The 19780-nt window shown below is 47.5% G+C and carries 19 protein-coding genes; 4 read left to right on the top strand and 15 right to left on the bottom strand.

Features of this window, described 5'->3' with window-relative positions; all coding sequences use genetic code 11:
* The first annotated feature begins 2 nt into the window (after positions 1-2).
* The 3 genes from H6629_22130 to H6629_22140 are packed head-to-tail and all read left to right on the top strand — an operon-like array spanning position 3 to position 1489.
* On the top strand, positions 3-593 hold the full coding sequence (locus H6629_22130; protein ID MCB9070482.1) for a sigma-70 family RNA polymerase sigma factor: 591 nt from the start codon (positions 3-5) through the stop codon (positions 591-593).
* Positions 590-1105, top strand: a complete 516-nt coding sequence (locus tag H6629_22135; protein MCB9070483.1) for a hypothetical protein — start codon at positions 590-592, stop codon at positions 1103-1105. The genes H6629_22130 and H6629_22135 overlap by 4 nt, the downstream gene beginning before the upstream one ends.
* Before the next feature lie 36 nt (positions 1106-1141).
* Positions 1142-1489 carry a hypothetical protein gene (locus H6629_22140; protein ID MCB9070484.1) on the top strand — a complete coding sequence of 116 codons (348 nt, stop codon included), beginning with the start codon at positions 1142-1144 and terminating at the stop codon, positions 1487-1489.
* An 87-nt stretch (positions 1490-1576) separates the two neighbouring features.
* Here the strand turns inward: H6629_22140 and H6629_22145 are convergent, their stop codons facing one another.
* From H6629_22145 to H6629_22215, 15 genes are all read right to left on the bottom strand, one after another.
* Positions 1577-2521, bottom strand: coding sequence for an alpha/beta hydrolase (locus tag H6629_22145; protein ID MCB9070485.1), 945 nt, complete (start codon positions 2519-2521; stop codon positions 1577-1579).
* Between the two features lie 105 nt (positions 2522-2626).
* Positions 2627-4264, bottom strand: a complete 1638-nt coding sequence (locus tag H6629_22150; GenBank protein ID MCB9070486.1) for a hypothetical protein — start codon at positions 4262-4264, stop codon at positions 2627-2629.
* A gap of 93 nt (positions 4265-4357) precedes the next feature.
* Positions 4358-4636, bottom strand: coding sequence for a T9SS type A sorting domain-containing protein (locus H6629_22155; GenBank protein MCB9070487.1), 279 nt, complete (start codon positions 4634-4636; stop codon positions 4358-4360).
* A complete protein-coding gene (locus tag H6629_22160) occupies positions 4557-5138 on the bottom strand; it encodes a hypothetical protein (protein MCB9070488.1) in 582 nt (193 codons plus the stop codon). The genes H6629_22155 and H6629_22160 overlap by 80 nt, the downstream gene beginning before the upstream one ends.
* Positions 5139-5195: 57 nt before the next feature.
* On the bottom strand, positions 5196-6704 hold the full coding sequence (locus tag H6629_22165; protein ID MCB9070489.1) for a long-chain fatty acid--CoA ligase: 1509 nt from the start codon (positions 6702-6704) through the stop codon (positions 5196-5198).
* 33 nt (positions 6705-6737) lie between these two features.
* Positions 6738-7154, bottom strand: a complete 417-nt coding sequence (locus tag H6629_22170; protein MCB9070490.1) for a MaoC family dehydratase — start codon at positions 7152-7154, stop codon at positions 6738-6740.
* A 54-nt stretch (positions 7155-7208) separates the two neighbouring features.
* A complete protein-coding gene (locus tag H6629_22175) occupies positions 7209-8198 on the bottom strand; it encodes a ketoacyl-ACP synthase III (protein MCB9070491.1) in 990 nt (329 codons plus the stop codon).
* A gap of 215 nt (positions 8199-8413) precedes the next feature.
* Complete coding sequence (gene fabG / locus H6629_22180) at positions 8414-9157, bottom strand: 3-oxoacyl-ACP reductase FabG (protein ID MCB9070492.1); 744 nt, start codon at positions 9155-9157, stop codon at positions 8414-8416.
* A gap of 164 nt (positions 9158-9321) precedes the next feature.
* Entirely contained in the window at positions 9322-9813 is a 492-nt protein-coding gene (locus H6629_22185; protein MCB9070493.1) for a MarR family transcriptional regulator, read from the bottom strand.
* A 75-nt stretch (positions 9814-9888) separates the two neighbouring features.
* Entirely contained in the window at positions 9889-11403 is a 1515-nt protein-coding gene (locus H6629_22190; protein ID MCB9070494.1) for a sodium:solute symporter family protein, read from the bottom strand.
* Positions 11404-11481: 78 nt separating this feature from the next.
* Complete coding sequence (locus tag H6629_22195) at positions 11482-13956, bottom strand: TonB-dependent receptor (protein ID MCB9070495.1); 2475 nt, start codon at positions 13954-13956, stop codon at positions 11482-11484.
* 66 nt (positions 13957-14022) lie between these two features.
* The gene (locus tag H6629_22200; GenBank protein ID MCB9070496.1) at positions 14023-14814 is read right to left on the bottom strand and encodes an alpha/beta fold hydrolase; all 792 of its coding nucleotides are present in this window, start codon (positions 14812-14814) and stop codon (positions 14023-14025) included.
* A gap of 483 nt (positions 14815-15297) precedes the next feature.
* Positions 15298-16611, bottom strand: a complete 1314-nt coding sequence (locus tag H6629_22205) for a deoxyribodipyrimidine photo-lyase (GenBank protein ID MCB9070497.1) — start codon at positions 16609-16611, stop codon at positions 15298-15300.
* A 116-nt stretch (positions 16612-16727) separates the two neighbouring features.
* Positions 16728-17648 (bottom strand): hypothetical protein, encoded by a 921-nt coding sequence (locus H6629_22210; protein MCB9070498.1) that lies wholly within the window; start codon positions 17646-17648, stop codon positions 16728-16730.
* Positions 17649-18031: 383 nt separating this feature from the next.
* Positions 18032-18550, bottom strand: a complete 519-nt coding sequence (locus H6629_22215) for an NUDIX domain-containing protein (protein ID MCB9070499.1) — start codon at positions 18548-18550, stop codon at positions 18032-18034.
* 370 nt (positions 18551-18920) lie between these two features.
* Between H6629_22215 and H6629_22220 the strand changes: the two genes are divergently transcribed.
* Positions 18921-19670: a hypothetical protein gene (locus H6629_22220; GenBank protein ID MCB9070500.1), complete on the top strand. Its 750-nt coding sequence runs from the start codon at positions 18921-18923 to the stop codon at positions 19668-19670.
* Positions 19671-19780: the final 110 nt, after the last annotated feature.

Here is a 19780-nt window from a genome sequence, read left to right on the forward strand (position 1 = left end):
GAATGCAGGACGAACGGTTACAGATACAGCAGATTTTGAACGGCGACAGAGCCGCGCTGAAACAATTGATCGAAGATCATCAGCGGCTGGTATTTGTACTGATCGCGCGGATGGTTCACAACCCGGAAGACCAGCGGGAGCTTGCGCAGGAAGTATTTGTAAAAGTGTATCAAAAGCTGGCGTCTTTTCGGTTTGAATGTAAACTGTCTACCTGGATTGCCAAAATTGCGGTTAATCTGGCGACCAATTATTGCCGGAAAAACAAGCTGCAACTGTTCAGCGATATGGGCAACGATGCAGCATTCGAAATGTCAGAAGTTGTTGAAAATAATGAGTTTGAGAAACCGGCAGATCAGTCCGAACAAATGGAAGTTACTGAGCGCGATGCACTGATCAAAAAAGAAGTTGAGGCATTGCCGGATGCCTACCGGATGGTTTTAGCGATGTATCATTGGCAACAATTCTCGTACACAGAAATTGCCGAATCGCTGAAAATGCCGGAAGGAACGGTCAAAAACTATCTTTTTCGCGCACGAAAATTGCTCAAAGAGCGATTGATAAAACACAATTTTATCGAGGAGTATTTGTCATGAGGGCGCATTTAACCGACGAACAACTGCAGGAAATTGTGGATAACGATTTGCAGAACGTCGAACCGGAAATCAATCAACATTTGCAAAGCTGTTGGCACTGCACTCAGCAAGTTCAGCAATACCGTATGATTTCCAAAATACTGGCGGATGATCCGGCGCCGGAAATCCCCGCAGGTTTTGCAGATGCAGTTGTTCAGCACATTGTCATTCGCGAAGAGAAGCACGAAAAATGGGTTGAATCATCTATTTTTGGCGGCATTTTCGCAATCATTTTGGCTAACATCCTGTTCGTGCTGTTTTGGCGAAAGGATTTTTCCGGCGATATGCTGGAATCGACACTCGAAGTCTTGCATAAGTTCAGCTTTTTCGGCGACTGGGTGAACACTTTGGCGAAATCCATGAGCATTTTTACTGAATTATTCAGTGGTTACGGTTTGATATTTTTAAGCGCAGCGGCGATTTTCGCCATCATCTTTTTTTTGGAAAAAGTCCTGATTCCTGAACACAAATAATTATTGAAATTAACAGCACAATTAAAGGAGAAAACAATGGTACAATTTGCAGAAGTTTTAATTCCGATGACCATTTTCACGGCATTTTATTTCATCATCAAAGTGTTTACGGATTACCGGTTGAAACGCATGTTGATCGACCGCGGACTGGTTTCCGAAGGCAAACAAATGTTCGCCGACAAACCGCTGTCGGAAAACCCGCTCACCTCGTTCAAATGGGGATTGATTTTGGTGGGTATCGGCGCTGCAATTTTATTGCGGGAACTGTTTCCGTTCACCATCACCGAGCAGGCGATGGTTGCGCTGATGTTCCTGTTTGCCGGCATCTCATTCCTGATTTATTACACCCGGATTAAAGATGTCGCTGGCGAAAGCATGTCGTAATTTGATCCGAAACGGACGTAAAAAAAGCCCCGCACACACAGAGCGGGGCTTTTTTGTTAGTGGGAGAGATGTTTACGTAAAACAATTCTATTTGATAAACGATACAATCGCCTGATTTACAGCTTCCGGCTGTTCGAATTGGGCGAAGTGCCCGCAATTTTCAATCATCACCAGTTTGCTATTGGGGATTTTTTCTTCGGCAATTTTGCCGATCGATGCTGATTTTCCGCCGTGCAAATAAGGATTGGGAATCAGGTTGTCATTCTCACCAAAAATGACCAGCGTTGGCTGGGAAATTTCGCCGAGATAATCGAAAACCGGCTCGTCAACCATTCCGGCAACAGACTGTTCGATTGCCAAACAGTATTTGTCGAAATCTGTTGCGCCGCGCAAACGGATGCGATCGACCACCATAAATTCCGCGTCTTTTGGCATATTGTTAAAATTTGCAACGATATTCGCCCGGATTTGCTGCGGCGTTGTCAGTGCCACACCGGCTTTGGTGACAACTTGTTTGAACCAATCTTTTTCGCCCGGCGTGAATGTTTCGATACCGGCAGGATCGACCAGAATCAGTTTGTTGACCGCTTCCGGCTTTTGAATTGCCAGCGTCATCACAATCTGTCCGCCCATCGAGTGCCCGGCGAAGGTGGCGCTCGGGAGATCCAGTTTCACCAGAAATTGTGCCAGCACATCCGCATAAAACGCCATCCCGATGGGATAGGGACCTTTGCTCGATTTACCGTAGCCGGGCAAATCCACCGCAATGCAGCGGTAATTGTTGCGTAGCTCAGCGATATTTTTTTGCCACGCCGGCAAATAGCTGCCCAGCCCGTGAACAAAAATAATGGTTTCGCTGCCGCTGCCTTCATCCACATACGCGACGGTCACGCTATCGTTGATCTGGGCTTTTTTGACCGGATACTGATATGCCAAATCCTCAAATTCGATCGGCGATAAGTCATCGTAGGGACAGGCAGTTAGCACTACACCTGCGAGGATGATCAGCGCGAAAATCCGAAATACTTTCATATTTTATTTCCTGTATTTGATGCCAATTTACCATTCTTTTTGAATCCGGTAGATTCCTGCATGTGCGCTAAAGGCGCTCCTCTGGAGCAGAAATGACCGGCGCGATTAAAACATCAGCCATTTGAACACCAGAAAAACCGTCCAGGGATTGTTCGGTTTTTCCGATTTGGCTGCCGGATCGGTGGTGCGGGCGCGCGAGCCGTTTACCGTGTTACTTTCGTAAAAATCGCCGAGCGAGAGGTGTGCCGCGTGCAATTCCAGATTCATGAAAACATGCGGCTGAAAGCTTATTCGTCCGTTGATTTCCCGCCCGATATTTTTCCCGCCGAACGGCGGCGCTTGCTGGCTGATGGCAGCAGCGTATCCGATTTTTGCGGCTAACTTGTTGGGAATAATAGATTTCTGCACTGCGACGGAACCGCCGTAAAATCCCAACCCGATGTTGGAAATATCATTCATCGCGCCAACAAAGCGGTTGACCACATTGCCGTGCGGCATCAGCAAATACGATCCGTGGCTGATGTAAATCGCACCCGGCGCAGCCCATGTGTTGCCTGTGAGCACGCCGCTATATTTGCCATCGCTGAGCGTATCGCCATCGCCGGAGGTGATCATCAGGTCTGCCAAAATGGCGTCATCGGCGGTTTGCCCGTATTTGTAACCCAGTCGCAAATTGGCGGCGTAACCTTCGATGTCCGCTTTTTTCATCCAGCCGTCGGTTTCTTTCAAATCGATGCTGCCGCGATTGGTGACGGCAAAACCGGAAATTGCAGCGCGCCCGAGCGTAAATTCCGGATTGCGATTCCAGAATGTGCCGAGCCAATACACATCCGCTTTATACGGTTTGGCGACCGTGTTGCCCAGTGGCAGCCTGATAGTGCCGTTGTATTCATTGAGCAGGCTGTTCAAACCCTGTCCCAAAATGGAAACGCCACCGGCGCCGTTGGCACGATCCATCACATACCACAGCGAAAGCCCCTGCTGCCAGGTTGGCGTGATGTCCCGTTCCGCCATCAGTTCCCACAGCACAACGTCGTCTTTCAACTGAATATTATTTTCGTAGAGCTGGTAATATCCCAATTTGTACCGTGAAAAATCGCCGTCGTATCGCAAGTTGATGCCAACGGCGTCGGTTCCCCAAAATGCCAGCCGGTAACCGGTGTTGGTCATCGTGTTGAACACGGTCCGATAGGGATTATATGGCGTATCGAACAGCCGTTGCAGCCCCAGATTGATGGCAAATCGCGGTGCGGGAATCAGTTCCAGTTCCACATTCTGGGTTTGGATGTTTACCTGATCCGCAGAAATTGCCGCGCCGGAGTTGCCGCCTGTGCCGTAGGATTGATCGCCCCACGTCCAGTCGATTTCGAACGATGCGCGCAAAATCGCCCTGCCGTTCAGCAACTTTGGCTGATAGATGAAAAACGGCAAAATGCGCTGCTCAAAATAAAATGTTTCCGCATCGCTGGTGGTGGTGGTGTTCGCGCCGAACAGCCGACCGATGGTTTGTCCGGTCAAAAACGGGTTGCGGGCGTACACATTATTCATCACCGCCTGACTGAAAAAATACGCGATAAACTGGAATTCGCGCGGTGTTTCTTTTTGAACGGATTTGGGTTTCAGTTTGGAAATCTGTTGGGGAAACACATTTGTCGATGCAACTAAAATCAATAAAAACAAAAAGATGAAGCGTGATATTCGCTTCGCGGATGGGCGCGAAATAATTTCGCGATAAGTTTTCATTGGCGCCTCGTGAACGGTGGTTGATCACCTGAAAAAATTACCCGGCGAACCGGCAGCTGCGATTCACCGGATAATTTTTGTCGTTGAAATGAATTATCTAACGAGCATCATTTTACGGGTCGAAATGTAGTTTCCGGCCTGAATTCTGTAAAAATAGATGCCGCTCGGCAGATTGCCGGCTTCAAATGTAATTTCGTGGCGACCGGCGTTGCGCTGTTCGTTGACCAGTTTGGCAACTTCCTGACCGGCCAAATTGAAAACAGTCAGTTTGACGGTTGCCGCCGTGGGCAATTCAAACGCAATTCGCGTGGACGGGTTGAACGGGTTCGGGTAATTTTTCCAGCGAAAATTCGACCGGCAATTGCCCGTCATCGTCGATACCTGTTGCGTAATTGGTAATTTCAAAAATACCTTCGCTGGTGAGCGTGGTGGGTGCCAACTGGTTCAGCACGATGGTGTTGATGTTGCCAACGCCGCTGGCTGCGGTTGTGTAAGTGCCGGCAAACGCGGTTTCCGTTCCGTTAACATCGATCGATAACACAGCGTAAGTACTATTATCTACGAAAGTTGCGTAAATGGAATCAATGCCAAACTGGCGGAGCAGCGGTGCAACGTCGTTGCCTGCGGAAAGCCAGAGGCCGACAATATTTTCTGATCCCAGATTGAGCGGGTCCAACCGAACATAACGCTGAACGTTGGTGCAGCCCAAAACACCACCGCTGGTGCTGCAAAAGCCATCGTTTGCGGTGGGCGGGGTGCCCAACGGCGGATTGGTTTGCACAACTTCATACACTAACGAATCGACCTGCGCAACGGTCAATCCGGTGAGCAGCAGAACTGCCAGCAAAATTCGTGAAATGGTAGCTTTGTTCATAAAATCCTCCGAATTGTTAAAATTTAAGTGTTGAATTTGATTGGGATAAAATTCCCGTTAATCGATGTTTTTCAATTGTTTACGGTCAATTTTTCCGGTATCGCCTTTGGGCAGTTCCGGCAAAAAACTGATGTATTTGGGAATCTTGAATTTCGCCAGATTCCCTTTGCAGAACGCTAAAATATCCGCTGCGGTAAGCTGCGATCCGGCTGCCCGGACGACAAACGCTTTGCCGGATTCGCCCCATTTTTCATCCGGTACACCGATGATGGCCACATCCGCGATTTCCGGGTGGGTTCGCAAAAATTTTTCCACTTCGGTGGGATACACATTTTCGCCGCCGGAGATATACATATTTTTTTTGCGATCGACCACGTAAATGTAGCCGTCCGCATCCTGCCGGACGTAATCGCCGGTGAAAAACCAGCCATCTTTTATCGCCGCTGCGGTGGCTTCCGGGTTGTTCCAATAACCCGGTGTGCAGGTTGGCCCTTTCAGACAGAACTCGCCGATTTCGTTTGCCGCAACGGGATTTTCGTTGTCGTCAACAATCTTTATGTCTATGTAAAAATTGGGTTTACCGATGGAGCCCATTTTGCGGACTGCGTCATCCTGATGCAAGCTGGTCACGTTCGGACCAAACTCCGTCAGCCCGTAACCCTGCCGGATGGGCACGCCTTTGTTGTGCCATTTTTCGATGAGCGGCAGCGGCATGGCTTCGCCGCCAACGATAAAATAGCGCAGCGCGGAAAGGTTCACCGATTCGAAACGGGCGGCATCCGCCATCATTTTGAGCATGGTTGGCACACCCATAAAAATGGTGATTTGCTCAGATTCGAGCAGATCCAGCACCAATTCCGCGTCAAATTTGGGGAGCATTGCCACGGTTGCGCCGCGATGTAAAAACGGGGTTTGCAGCACGTTCCAGCCGCCGGTGTGGAAAAACGGCATCACATTTATGGTGCGATCCCCGTCTGTGAGTCCCAACCGCAGTGCGGTATTTTCGCTGTTCCAGAACATCATTTTGTGGGTGTAAATTGCCCCTTTCGGGAAGCCGGTTGTGCCGGATGTGTAAAGAATCAGCACCGGGTCATCTTCAGTAATTTCAACAGGTTGCGGTGTTTCGTTGAATGTGTCGCGCATTTCGTACGACAGCGCGCCGGAACTCTCCAGCGGAACGTGCACCGGGATTTTCCGGAAATTCGGGCAATCCATGATCGATTCGAGATATTTTTCCTGATAGAGAACGACTGTCGGTTCGGCATCGCCCAACAGATAATCAAGCTCGCGGGACGACAGCCGGTAATTCAACGGTACGAGAATCGCGCCGGTTTTTTGAGCGGCGCTGAGCAACATCATGTATTCGAGGCAGGTTTCTGCGATAATGGCGATCCGGTCACCCTTTTTGACGTGCCATTGATTCTTAAAATAATTGGCGTATGAATTGCCTAAGTTATTGATTTGCCGATAGGTTAGCGATCTGCCGCTGCCGATTTCTTTCAGCGCAATTTTGTTTGGCAGATACATCGCCCATTTTGCTGCCCAGTCGAAATGTCCATTCATCATTGAACCTCACCATCTTCGAAACGGGAAAATTTCTCAAATTTTGATGACAGCCTCGCCCTCGATAACCGTCTCGCCATCCTGATTTTTGCAAATGGTTTTTAGCGTTACGATGGGTTTATCAGCGCGGATGCGGATGATTTCCACCGAAGCCGTAACCGCATCGCCGATAAAAACCGGAGCGCGGAAACTAAGGGATTGCCCGAGATACACCGAGCCTTCGCCGGGCAATTGCTGCCCGAGTAACCCGGAAAACAAGCTGGCGACGAGCATGCCGTGCACCACGCATTTTCCGAACATATGGTTTTTCGCATAATTTTCATCGACGTGAATCGGGTTGGTGTCGCCGGATATTTCCGCGAAACGCAGCACGTCTTCCCGAGTGAATGTTTTTGTCACGTTCGCTGTATCGCCAACGGAAAAGTTGTGTTTGAGTGCTGACTTCGTATTCATAACTATCTGTATCTTTTAGAGATACGTTTTGAAAATGCCAACATCTGAATCGATTTAATACCGGAACGCTGCGCTGGCAAACGCCAAACCGCCGCCGGAACCGACAAAAAACAGCAGATCGCCGCGTTTAATTTTGCCGGATTCTATCGCATCGCAAAACGCCATCGGGATGCAGGCGGAGCCGGTGTAGCCGTAGCGATCCATTACCGTGTGCGCCCGTTCACGGGGAATATCCAGCAAATCCAGCGTTTCGAAAATGCTGTTGATGTTGATTTGGGTGATAAAAAAATGATCCACATTTGCCGGTGAAATGTGCAGCCGCGTTGCCATATCGCGGATCATCGTGCTCCACATTTCCGGGTTCAATTCTTTGGGAAATTTTTTGACGAATTTGAGCAGGTGATCTTTGTGCGCCAACCGGTCAGCGGTGAGCGGGAATTTTGTGCCGCCACCGTAAACGCCCATCCAGTCGTGATATTGGCCTTTTGATTTCAGATCGGATGTCAAAAACCCGCGTTCGGGATTTTCAGTTGCGCCGAGCAGGAATGCACCCGCGCCATCTGCAAAAATGGTGACGGTTTTTTTATCTGTCAGATCGAGGTATTTGCTCATGGCGTAACCGCCGATGACCAGCACGTGATTGTATTTATCATCTGCAATAATGTATTTTGCGGCGATATCCAGCGCCGTGACGAATCCCGCGCATGCAGAATTGAGGTCGAATGTACCGGCATTTTTTGCGCCCAACCGGTCCTGCACAACGGCTGCTGTCGATGGCGAAATATACTCCGGTGTGTCCGTCGCGATGATCAGCAGATCCAACTGTTCTGCGGAAATTCCGGCGGCTGCCAGCGCTTTTCGTGCGGCATTTTCGCACAAATCGGCGGTCGATTCGTTTTCCGCCGACCAAAACCGCTGCCGGATGGTCAGGTTCTCTTCCAGCCAGGTACTTACGTCTTCACCGAGTAATTTATCAAAATACGCATTTGGCAGTCGCTGTTCGGGCACGTACATCCCGCATGATAGAATAGCTGCGTTTCGCATGAATCAAATCTTTCTCATTTGTCGCGTTTTATTGGTGAACAAAAATCTACCCGCTGTTTTAGGCGGGAGATTCCTGCATTCGCAGAGCCTGTGCCGAAAATCGGGATCTGAAAAAAATACTCAACGTCCGACTACTTTTCTTGGGAATGCAGGTGTCATAATGTTCAATTTTCGAGTTCAATTTTCTGATCTATAAACATAAAATAAACAATAGGTTACAATGTGATTCCGCCATCCACGCTCAGCGTTGCGCCGTTGATAAAACCGGCTTCGTCGCTGGCGAGGAACAGATAGGCATTGGCGATATCTTCCGGTTTGCCCATTCGCCGCAGCGGGGTTTTTTCCTCAATCATGCTGATCACTTTTTCCGGGATGGTTTTGACCATTTCCGTGGCGATAAATCCCGGCGCAACCGCGTTCACGGTAATCCCTTTGGGACCGAGTTCCCGCGACCAAACTTTGGTCATCCCGATGACGCCGGATTTGGTGGCAACATAATTACTTTGCCCGAAATTGCCATAAAGCCCAACCACGGATGATGCGTTGAGAATCCGTCCGCTGCCGTTTGCGATCATGTATTCCGATACCGCTTTGGTGCAATTGAACACCCCGGTGAGGTTCACATCGATCACCTGTTTCCACTCCTCGGGCGTCATTTTTACCAGTCGTGCATCGCGGGTGATGCCGGCGTTATTTACCAAAATATCGATGGTGCCGTGCGCATCATGCACCGCTTTTGCTGCGCCCGCCACATCGTCAAAATCGGTCACATTTACTTTGCGGAATTCAACAGTGTATCCAGTTTCAGCAAATGATTTCACCATTTTTTCGCCGCTGTCGCTGTTTACATCCCAAACAACTACCGTTGCGCCTTCGCGTGCGAATGTTTGCGCAGTTGTGTAACCGATGCCCTGCGCACCGCCGGTAATAACGGCAACTTTTCCCGCAAGCCTTTTCATGTTGATGTCCTCTTTGTTTTTGAAAATTTGAAAATTACCAAACGTTACAGGTCGCAAATAAAACCACTCCGTCGGAATTGAAGCGCGCAGAGCTAATCAAAGAATTGCTTTTGCCAGTATTTCCAAAAATTTGAAATTAGTGTAAAAGCCTCGCAATAAATAAACTATTGATTTTGATAGATTTCGGAGCGTTTTTCGACCCACTCATCCAGAAAATTTTGAAAATGTTTTTCCATCAATTGATAGAAATTTTCCATTTCGACCAGCCGGTTTTTCAGCACATTCAACGATTCATCGTTGGTTTGCTCGACTTTTTCACGAAGCTGCCGGGCAATTTTGGTGTTGTTCTGAATCAATGAAAAATTGTTTTTGAACGCATTTTCGAACAGCTCTGCGGTCATTTCATAATAATCTTTCCGGTCGCCGGGCACCCAGATTTTGCGAATCAGGTTTCTGTCGCTGAGGCGGCGGGTGATCTGGCTGATGGGGCCTTTGCTCATTTCAAGATTTTGTGCAATATCGTCCAGCGACAACGGTTGGTGCGAATAAATCAGCAGGGCAACCACTCTGCCCATCAATTTGCTTAACCCGAAAGAACGATAGGCTTCCGCAAAATCCTGCAACATTTCTTCTTTAACTTTTTCTGGAGTACTCATGCATTTTCCTGTGCCTGTTTGATCAATTTGAATCAATTCAAAATTAACGAACGCGGCACCGTTTTGCAATCCATTTTAATCAACAGCAACGGGTTTCGGTTGCTGGTTGCGGGATAAAACGCCGGAAATAACGATTCCCGGCAATACACAAAATATCAGCGCCAGCGAAGCGGTAACGCCGGGATTTGCGAATGCTAAATTGACGCCCGGAAACCATTGTTTGCCAAAAAAATACAGCAAAAAATGCAGTGCCAATCCGGCGATGGAAGCCAGCCACATCACCGAGCGTGCGGGGTTGCGAAAGAGCACGCCGCTAACCAGTGGCGGCACGGCTGCAACCGCCATTCCGTACACACCAACTTGTCCAAAAATGCCCAATAATTTCGGCGGATTCAAACAAATCAGGAAAGCCACGATCGCGATGACCACCAAAATGATATGGCTCAAGCGATAGGCATTTGCCATCAGGGAATCTTCCGATGCGTTGTTTTTATTGAATTTACCGATTAGCGGCAACAGCAAGTCGTTCGCGGTGATGGTGGAGAGCGATACCAAAATACCATCCAAAGTGGACATTCCCGCAGCCAGCAACACCACGCTGATAAACGTGAACAGCCAGTCGGGAAATGCAGTTTTCACATACATGGTCATCACCAAATCCTGCCGGAATGCGCCGGTCGTGGCGTCGACAATTTGTTCCGCCGGAATGGTGATGGCGGCGTAAAATCCGGCAAAAGGGAGCAGAAAAAACAGCGCTATCGCAATAATGCCGTAAATGAGGTATTGCCGGACCGCTTTATCGCTTTTCACATACAACGCTTTCGTGAGAATGTGCGGTTGACACACCAGCGCAGCGCCGATCAAAAATCCGCTGACATAAATTGAAAATACATCGTTGAACAGATTGCTCGCGGGGTTGATAAATTTGACGAGATTGGCGTCTTTCGCAGCCAGTTGGCTGAAAAATCCGGCTTCACTGAAAAACAGGTGTACGCCGGAGCCGATGATGAGCACGGTAACGATGAGCATCAGCGAGCCCTGCAGCGTGTTGGTGAAAACGTGGGCGTAAGTGCCGCCCAAAAATACATATCCGGTAACAAAAGTGAGGATGAGAATCAGCGCTGCCACGTTCGATAAACCGAGCAATTGCTGCATCACGATGGACAAACCGCCAACGATGAGCACCACAAACGCCAGCGCAAACAGATTCACCAGCGCAAAAAACATCCCGAAATTTTTGGAATTATAATGATTGGCAATCCAGTGCGGCATGGTCAGCGCTTTGCTGGCTGCGCCGAGTTGGCGAAAGCGAAAGGAAAGCACCACCAGCATCAGGCAAAAACCGAGTCCAACGGACACGCCAAGGTGCATAAATCCAGCTAAACCATGCACATAGACAAATCCGGGATTGATGATAAACGTTGCCGCGCTGGCAACGCTGGACGCCAGCGTAATGCCCACAACAAACGGGTGCAGGTCGCCGGTACCGATCGCGAAGCTGCCAAAATTTTTGGTTTTCCGGAAACCCATCCAGCCGAGCCAGGTGGTTCCGGCCATGTAAATCAGAAATAATATCCAGGCGAGCGTCATGGTTACATCCGTTTTTTTTATCAAAATAAACAGGGAATGATACGGTAATCATTCCCTGTTTGAAAGCAAAATTGCGGATTAAAAGGATACTTTCATTTCCAGCGATAACAGCCGACCGATTGCCGGGGAAGCCACAAATTCACGAACTTCGGAATTGAAAACGTTGACAACCTGACCGGATAAGGTCAAAATCGGGCTGGCGCGGAAACCGGCGGTGACATCGAAGGTCACAAATCCGCCGAGCGGTCCTTCGTTGAAATCGCGACCGACGCGTTGCCCTTCGATCACCGGGCTGCCGCCGTAAATCAGATCTTCGTTGGTTTTCGCAGCGACGTTGATGCCTGAGAAAAAGTCGTATTCGGCAACATAACGGGCGAAAACGGAGCCGAAAATTTTATCTTTGCTGTAACTGAGACCCAAATTGGCTTTGTGTTCCGGCGTGTTGATCGGCAGGTCGTTTTCGTCCACTTTGCCGTCGCGGTTGCCGTCATTTTTGGCATCGGTTTCATCGAGATCGAAATTGAAATAGGAGTAGTTGAATGTCAGCGTTGTGTGATTATCGAGGAAATAATTCAATCCGAAATCGAAACCGTAGGTGTTCACGTTCCCAAAATTCAGGTAAGTCAGCAAAAATGTGGATTCATCAACACCGGGTAAAACCTCACTCATATTCGCAGCGCCGCGTTTCACAACCGGATTAGCTGCAGTTGCAATGTTGATCAGCGGGCTGAGAAAATCTTCGGACATGTTGTAATATCCGTTCATATCGAGATATAATTTTTTGTTAAGGACACCTTTGTAACCGGCTTCGATGGTTTGGATGGTTTCCACTTTCAACTCATCGATTACCGTGCCGTCTTTGAGCGTAAAGCCTTCGCCGTTGCCCAAAACGAGTCCGCCAAAAAGGTTGCCGCTCAGGTTCAGAATCGTGGGTGCTGCAATGCCTTTTCCGTAAGTAACGCGGTAAGTGCCGCTGCCGGCGGTATACAACAGCGCGGCTTTCGGGATAAAGTTGGTGCCGTATAATTCGTGATCGTCATATCGTGCAGCCAAAACAGTTTTGAATCCGGTGCTGCCAAACGGCACCTCAACAGAGCCGTACAGCCCGACCTGATCCAGTTCGATGGCGCCGCCGCTATCCAGCAAATAGGTGTTTTTGCTGTCCGCAAAATCGCGCTGAACCTGGGTGCCGACAATCACGTTTGCGCCGCCGAAATTGTTATTGTACTGCAGCTCGCCGTTAATCCGGCGGGATTTATCCACAAACACAGCGCCGCGCGGCAAATGCAATCCGCTGGTTTCAGATAATGGAAAATATTGTGTTTTGAAAGAGCGTTCTTTCGCCTCAGCTACACTGAAACCGTTGCGAATATAGCTTTGATAATTTTGGGTGCGCTGGTTGATCGCGTATGTCGAATCGGTGCTGCTCCAGGTATGATACACCTGTGCAAATAAGCGCGGCGACACATATTTACCCTGCAAATAGTGAATTTGCCAATCTTTAATCTGGTTACGTCCGGCGTTGGTTTGGGCCAGATTGTTGCTGTTGCTGCCGCCGTAAGTCAATATAATATCGTTATTTGGCGCTGGTGTAAAATACAGCGATGCCTCACCTTTCAGGCTGTTGAAATCGCGATCGAGATCTAATTCGTCAAACGCAACAGTACCGATATAAACGGAATCAACGTAATCAAATTCTTCTCCCTGGGTGTATTCGCCGGTGACTTTGAATGCCACTTTATTGTTTAACACCTGCGCATGGCGGAAGCGTCCGGTTTTTACATCCTGATTTCCGCCGCCGAGGGCAACGGTTGTTCCGGGATACGTCCGGGGATCTTTGGTAATGGTGTTCACCAAACCGTTGTGTGCGTTCGGACCATACAGCGCTGCGGAGGGTCCGAGCACCACTTCGATGCGCTCGATATCTTCTTTAATGACCGGCGTAAAATTGCCCATCGGCAATCCGGTTGCGATGAGTGTGGATAACCGCGCGTCGTTCATCTGCAAATTTTTTGGGTTGAATGCGCTGTTAAATCCGCGCACGTTGATGCCCGTTCCCAAAACGCCGGAGCGAACAAAATCAACACCTTTTTGGTGCGCCAGCAGTTCACCGGGATTGAACGAAGGGTGATCGGCAATTTCCCGCGCCGAAATGACACTGATGGTTGATGGCGCATCGGTAATTTTTTCGACCTTCCGGGATGCGCTGACCACAACCGCTTCGCCGGCTAAACCGGTTTGCACAATCGAAAACGAAATCATCGCTGTTTGCCCGCTGGCAACGTTGATGGATTGTTTGCTTTCGCTATAGCCGATAAACAGCACGGTAACGGTGTAATTTCCCGCCGGAACGTTTTCGATGGTAAACTCGCCAGCCATATTTGTGGCTGCGCCCATGCTTGTTCCGTCTAAAACAATGTTGGCGCCGGTTAGCGGTTCGCCGGTTGCCGCATCCGTTACGGTGCCTTTAATCATCCCTTTTTCTTGCGCCGTAGCAATGCCGAAAAACATCAGCAACAGCAGAAAAACCGAACAAAATTTGTTGAGATACATGCCAGACCTCCAATGCATCTGAAAATGTTGAGTAATTTCCACACACGTTTAATTGTGCAGGGTGAACTATGGTTTTTTTAGAAAATCTATGATATCGCGATTAAACTGTGCAGCATTTTCAACAACAAACTGATGTGCAAATCCATTATAAATAATAAGTTGACTGTTCGGAATCCGTTCGGATATCAGGCGAAGATTTTCAGCCAGAATTACCCTGTCGCCGGTTGCGCCAACTGCGAGTGTCGGTGCGGTAATCTGGTGAATATCTGCAGAGCGGTCGAAATCGCCACCGGCAGTTGCCTGCGCCATAAAAGCAAATGGCGGTTGCGGCGTTTCCAGCCGCAGTCGAATGAGGTGATTCAAATGCGCATCGAGATAAGCATCGGTAAACGCCAGCCGGAATTTTTCCCGCATCATTTCCACATTGCCTTCGCTGGGTGTGATGAGCAATTGCAGCACTTCCGGTGCCATCGGCACGGCAATGGAGCGTCCGGCGGTAGTGGCAACCAGCACCAGCCGGTCAACCATTTCCGGGTGGTTCAGGGTAAATTCCTGCGCGATATATCCGCCCATGGAAACGCCCAAAATATGGGTTTTGGTGATGTTCAGGTGGGAGAGCAGCCCGGATAAATCGTCGGACATTTGCGAGATTGAATACGGTCCCTCCGGCATTTCGCTGAGTCCGGCACCTCTATTGTCAAATGCCAGCACGGTGAAATAGCGGCTAAGCGCCGCAATATTGTTTTCCCAGAGCCAGGTTGCGGTGCCTAACCCGCCAATTAACGTAAGGTGCGGGCCGCTGCCGTGTAATTCGTAAAACATACGAATGCCGTTGATGGTTGCCGTGTCGCGTTTCATATTCTCTTTGTTGAATCAGTGAAAACAATTGGATCGAAAAACAGATAGTTTTAAATCTTTAGAAAAAATCACTCGTATTAAACATTTGAATTTTTCCAAACATACGAAAACTTGAAATTCTTGTCAATAGCATTGCCGTTAAAACTTTTTTTCACAAAAATGCTGTCACATTTTTTTAACGGTTGAAAGGTAGATGTTAGATTTATAAAGGCATTACCGGAATTATTGTGAGAACATCAAAACTTCTTTTTAATGCTCATGTGTGGCAATGGTCACCCCGCATGTTTTAAGCGGGAATCCATTCTTGCGGAAGATGGAATCCCGTTTTCGAGGGGATGACAAAGTGGTGATTACAACATTTTTTTCTTCAAAAGAAATTCGGTGAGCTTAAAAAAATTGATCTGTTTTGGTGAAAACGGAGAAATTTCAACGTATCGAAAATAGCATCCTTTTGATACAACCATTTCAATTTTTTGCCCATTTTCAGGAATCCAACGCGCTTTTGAATGTCGATAAACAGCGCTCCCGGGCAAATTTGTGCTCGACCATCGGTTTGGGATAATCCGGGGAATTCACCTCCGGCACCCATTTTTTGATGTATTCCCAATCGGGATCAAATTTTTCGATTTGGGTGGTGGGATTGAAAATCCGGAAATACGGCGCTGCATCGCAACCGCAGCCGGCAGCCCACTGCCAGTTGCCGTTGTTAGCGGACAAATCGTAATCGAGCAGCTTTTTTGCAAAATATCGCTCGCCCCACAGCCAGTGAATCAACAAATGTTTGGTCAAAAAACTGGCGACGAGCATCCGCACGCGGTTGTGCATAAATCCGGTTTGGTTCAACTCACGCATGCCTGCATCTACCAATGGATAGCCGGTTTTACCGTTGCACCATTTTTCAAATTCTGCAACATCGTTTTGCCATTGGATGGCAGCGTATTTTTCCTTAAACGGTTGATCGACCACTTTTGGGAAATGCCATAAAATCTGCATAAAAAATTCGCGCCATATCAGCTCGTCCAGCCAGGTTTCGTTTGCAGCCAACGCTTTGCGTACCAATGCGCGCGGACTGACGGTGCCAAACCGCAAATGCACGCTCAGCCGGGAAGTGCCGTTTTGGGCGGGGAAATCGCGTGTTTCGTGATAATTGTTGATGATGTTGTCCCGCATTTCTTTTCCCGGAAAATCGACGCCGCTTTCATAAAAACCAATGTCAGACAACGTTGGAAAAGGGAGTGGCTCAGTTTTCAAACATCGGTTGAGCAGGTTTTCCGATTGCCGTGGGGCAATTTCTGTGCTGTCCAATTGTTTTTTCCAGGTTTTGCTGTACGGGGTGAAAACGGTGTAAGGTTTTTCCTGTGCGGTGAGCACTTCGCTTTTTTCGAAGACGACCTGATCTTTGAAGCTATGGAACGGAATGCCGTTTTCGCGGAGCAATTCGGCAACTTCGGCGTCGCGCTGGCGGGCGTATGGCTCGTAATCGTGGTTGGTAAAAACAGCTGCGATGTTCATTTCGTGGACAAGCTCACCAAATATTTCCGATGGAATACCGTGTTTTATCAACAGCGAGCTGCCATGCTCCGCCAAATTATCCCGTATTTTCGACAGTGATTTGTGGATAAATTCTACCCGGGCGTCATTTTTTTCGTCCAATTTGTCCAAAATATTTGTATCAAAAATGAACAGGGGGAGAACCGGAAAACCACTCTGCAATGCCTGATGGAATCCGGTGTTGTCGGACAAGCGTAAATCTCTGCGGAACCAGAATATGGCAACCGGTGAGCTGGGAAAGGGCATAAAAAAATCTCCTGAAATAAAATTACCGCCGAAACCGCACCATATTTTTGTGCGAAATTACGTGTAAAATTACGTCAGGAGATCAAGTTCAATCAAACCATTTCTGTTTTAAGCCATTACATAATATTTCCGGCTTTCCGGGATTCCAGCATTTCTTTTCTTTCGATATAATATTCATCGGGTTCGGCTTCCTGGCTGAAAATCAGTTTTCCGTTTTCGTCGATAATCACATTCGAACGGATGCCGCGCAAATTCCAGAAGCATCGGCTACGGATATCGCCTTTAAAAATTCCGCGCCCGAAATCATAGTCAATATCGCTCCAGTCATATAAAGCTGCTGGCAAACCCATAAATGAAACAAGTTCCAGAATTCTTTTTTCGTTAAACGGCTCGCATTTTTTGACCACCAGTTCATCTGCTTTTGTTTCTTCTTCAACTTCCTCTTCCATTTCGCCATCTTTGCTAAAACCGGGAATCCATTCGAGGATCTCCAATCCCGGCACCCAACCTCTCAACACCGCAGGGGAGCGTTTTGTGTTTTTTTTGCGTTTAAATTCTTTTTCGAGCCAAACTGCCACCGGTTGTACCGTTTCCGGTGAAAGTTCGATAATTTTCCGGGCACGCCATTCCATTGCCAAAAGCCGGGCAACTTCTTCGTTGCGTGCGCCATTTCCGAAATAGAATTTTTTGTCTTTCGGTTTGCCCGCGTCGTTCCAGGTGGCTGCCCAGTACGATACTTTCTTACCGTGATTTACAGTTTCGCACCGGTGAATACCTACCACGCCGGTTTTATTACCGCGACCCGGTTTTCGGCGATATAACGGTTGATTTTGACGCGGAATATAATCTTTATATTTTTCGTCAATTTCTTTTGTCAGGTCCTCCAAATGAGCGATGGCCAGCATGCGGCTTTTTTCCTTGCCACCATATTTCCGATCACTAAAGTATTTAGAGAATGTTTTCCCCCCGCCATAAACCCTGACTAGCCACCCATACATCTTCTTGCCGTCATGGTCAACTCGCGTTAGTCCTTTCATAATAACAGACCTTTCTGAATAAATTACAGATAAATCAAACAGCATTACATTTCGCTTAATGAATTATGAAATGCCAAAACATTGTCCAGCTTTTGCTGGGAGAATCGTGATTATTAGTAATGATACGATTGCATAAATAGATTTGAGAAGGAACGAATATCGTTGAAAAATAACACTTCGGAATACCTTAGTTGAGATTTTTCGTACAGAAACAATTTTTTTATTTTTAAACAATTATTTGTCGGGAAAAACGGAGAAAAAACAATCCTTCAATGTGACAGCGATATTTCACATTTTAGAACATCTATTTTTTTTATATCCCAATTTTGTTGAAGAAATAACCGATTCTCAGCTTATGTTTATCGGCAATTATAGCAGAAGGGTTAGGTTTTTTTTATTATTTTGTATTTTTTTAACATTTCAAACTCTTCTTCGAAGTTTGGGGTAAATATGGATTTACCCAAATTGGCTTCAATTTCGGAAATTTTCCAGAAACGTGCATCGCTGATTTCATCGGGATTGGGGATAAAGGGGCCGTCATCTTTTAGAATGAATGCATTCACCAATTCGCTCTCTTGCGAATTGCGCATGATGTAATTAAATGCAAAATCGAATTGATTACTGACGATACCCAACTCCTCAAATGCCTCGCGGTGAAGTGCGGCCTGAATTGTTTCGCCGCTGTTTACGTGGCCGCCAACGGCTGTATCCCAATAATCAGGAAACATATCTTTGTTCGATGCCCGTTTTTGCACAAACAAATCGCCGTGTTGATTGATGATATGCACATGAACCACTGCATGCAACAAATCGGGATTTCCGTGAACTTCGTCGCGGGTAGCTTTGCCAACTACTTTGCCTTCAGGTGATAAAATGTCAAACCATTCTTTTGCACTACTCATTTTTTTCCCAACTAAAAAATCAGAAATATAACAATTTGAAAATCAAATTTTTGAAGGATGATGCAACTTAGTTTAAAATTAAAATATAGTCGATGCCCGGGTTAGGATTTGGTTATTTGTCACATTTCTTTACATAAATGCGAATAATTTGCACTGTTTTTGTAGGTTTTTGGTCTGAACTCGATATTATACTGGTTCAAAAATGGTTGATCCGACCAACCAAATCCGGTTTTTGTGCCCGTTTCGACAGCCCAAATTCCGGTTTTTTGTTGTTTGTTTTCGGAAGTTTACTATATTTCAGGATGCAAAAAAATGCGATGATTTTCAGCGATTTTCCATCACAACGCAATAACTTTCAGGAGAATGCTTTTTGAAAAACAGTGCGATTCCCGGGTTGCCGGGTAAAACCAAGCCATACGTTTTGGCGCATCGCGGTAACAAAACGATGTGCCCGGAAAATACGCTGGCTGCGTTTCGCAAGGCGTTGTCCGATGGCGCGGATATCATCGAAACTGATTTGCATTTATCTGCTGACGGCGTTTTTATGTGTATTCATGACGATACGGTAGATCGCACAACCGGCGGGCAGGGCAAAGTTGAACAGATGACGGTTGATGAGCTAAAAAAATTGTGTGCTTCCAACGGAAACCCGGCGTTTGCCGGCGAGCAAATCCCGACACTTCAGGAGTTGATCGAAATTATCCCTGATGATGTTGCGTTGGCGCTGGAACTCAAATCCAATCGATTTTTAGAAGAAGCCGTTGCCCGGCAATTGATAGATGAGCTAAAAGCTGCGGGAATTATGGAGCGCACGCTGTTGCTTTCGTTTTCGCTGGAACGGATACAATCTGTAAAAGCCGTTGACCCGGAAATTCATATTGGCTGGATAACCCTGAAAAACTGGAAACCGATAAAAGGTGTGGAGATGTTGGGGCCGTTTTGGCCCATTTTGCTACTTAATCCGTTTTACGTTAAAATTGCCCATTCCCGAAATCAGGCTGTTGCGCCGTTGGATCCTAACCCGGATTCCCGGTTGTGGCTGTATAAATTGATGGGCGTGGATGCGGTGCTCACCGACAACCCTCGAACCACTTGCCAAAAACTGGGTCGCAGAAAATAAAATATCAGCCCGCATTTTATCATATCTGAAAAAGCCGAATATTTTGTCAACTCTCCGGCGAAATCAATATGGGCTAGTGCTGACAATGCCATTTGAAAACCTTTCTCCCA

Source organism: Calditrichia bacterium, from assembly GCA_020634975.1.
GTDB lineage: Bacteria > Calditrichota > Calditrichia > RBG-13-44-9 > J075 > JACKAQ01.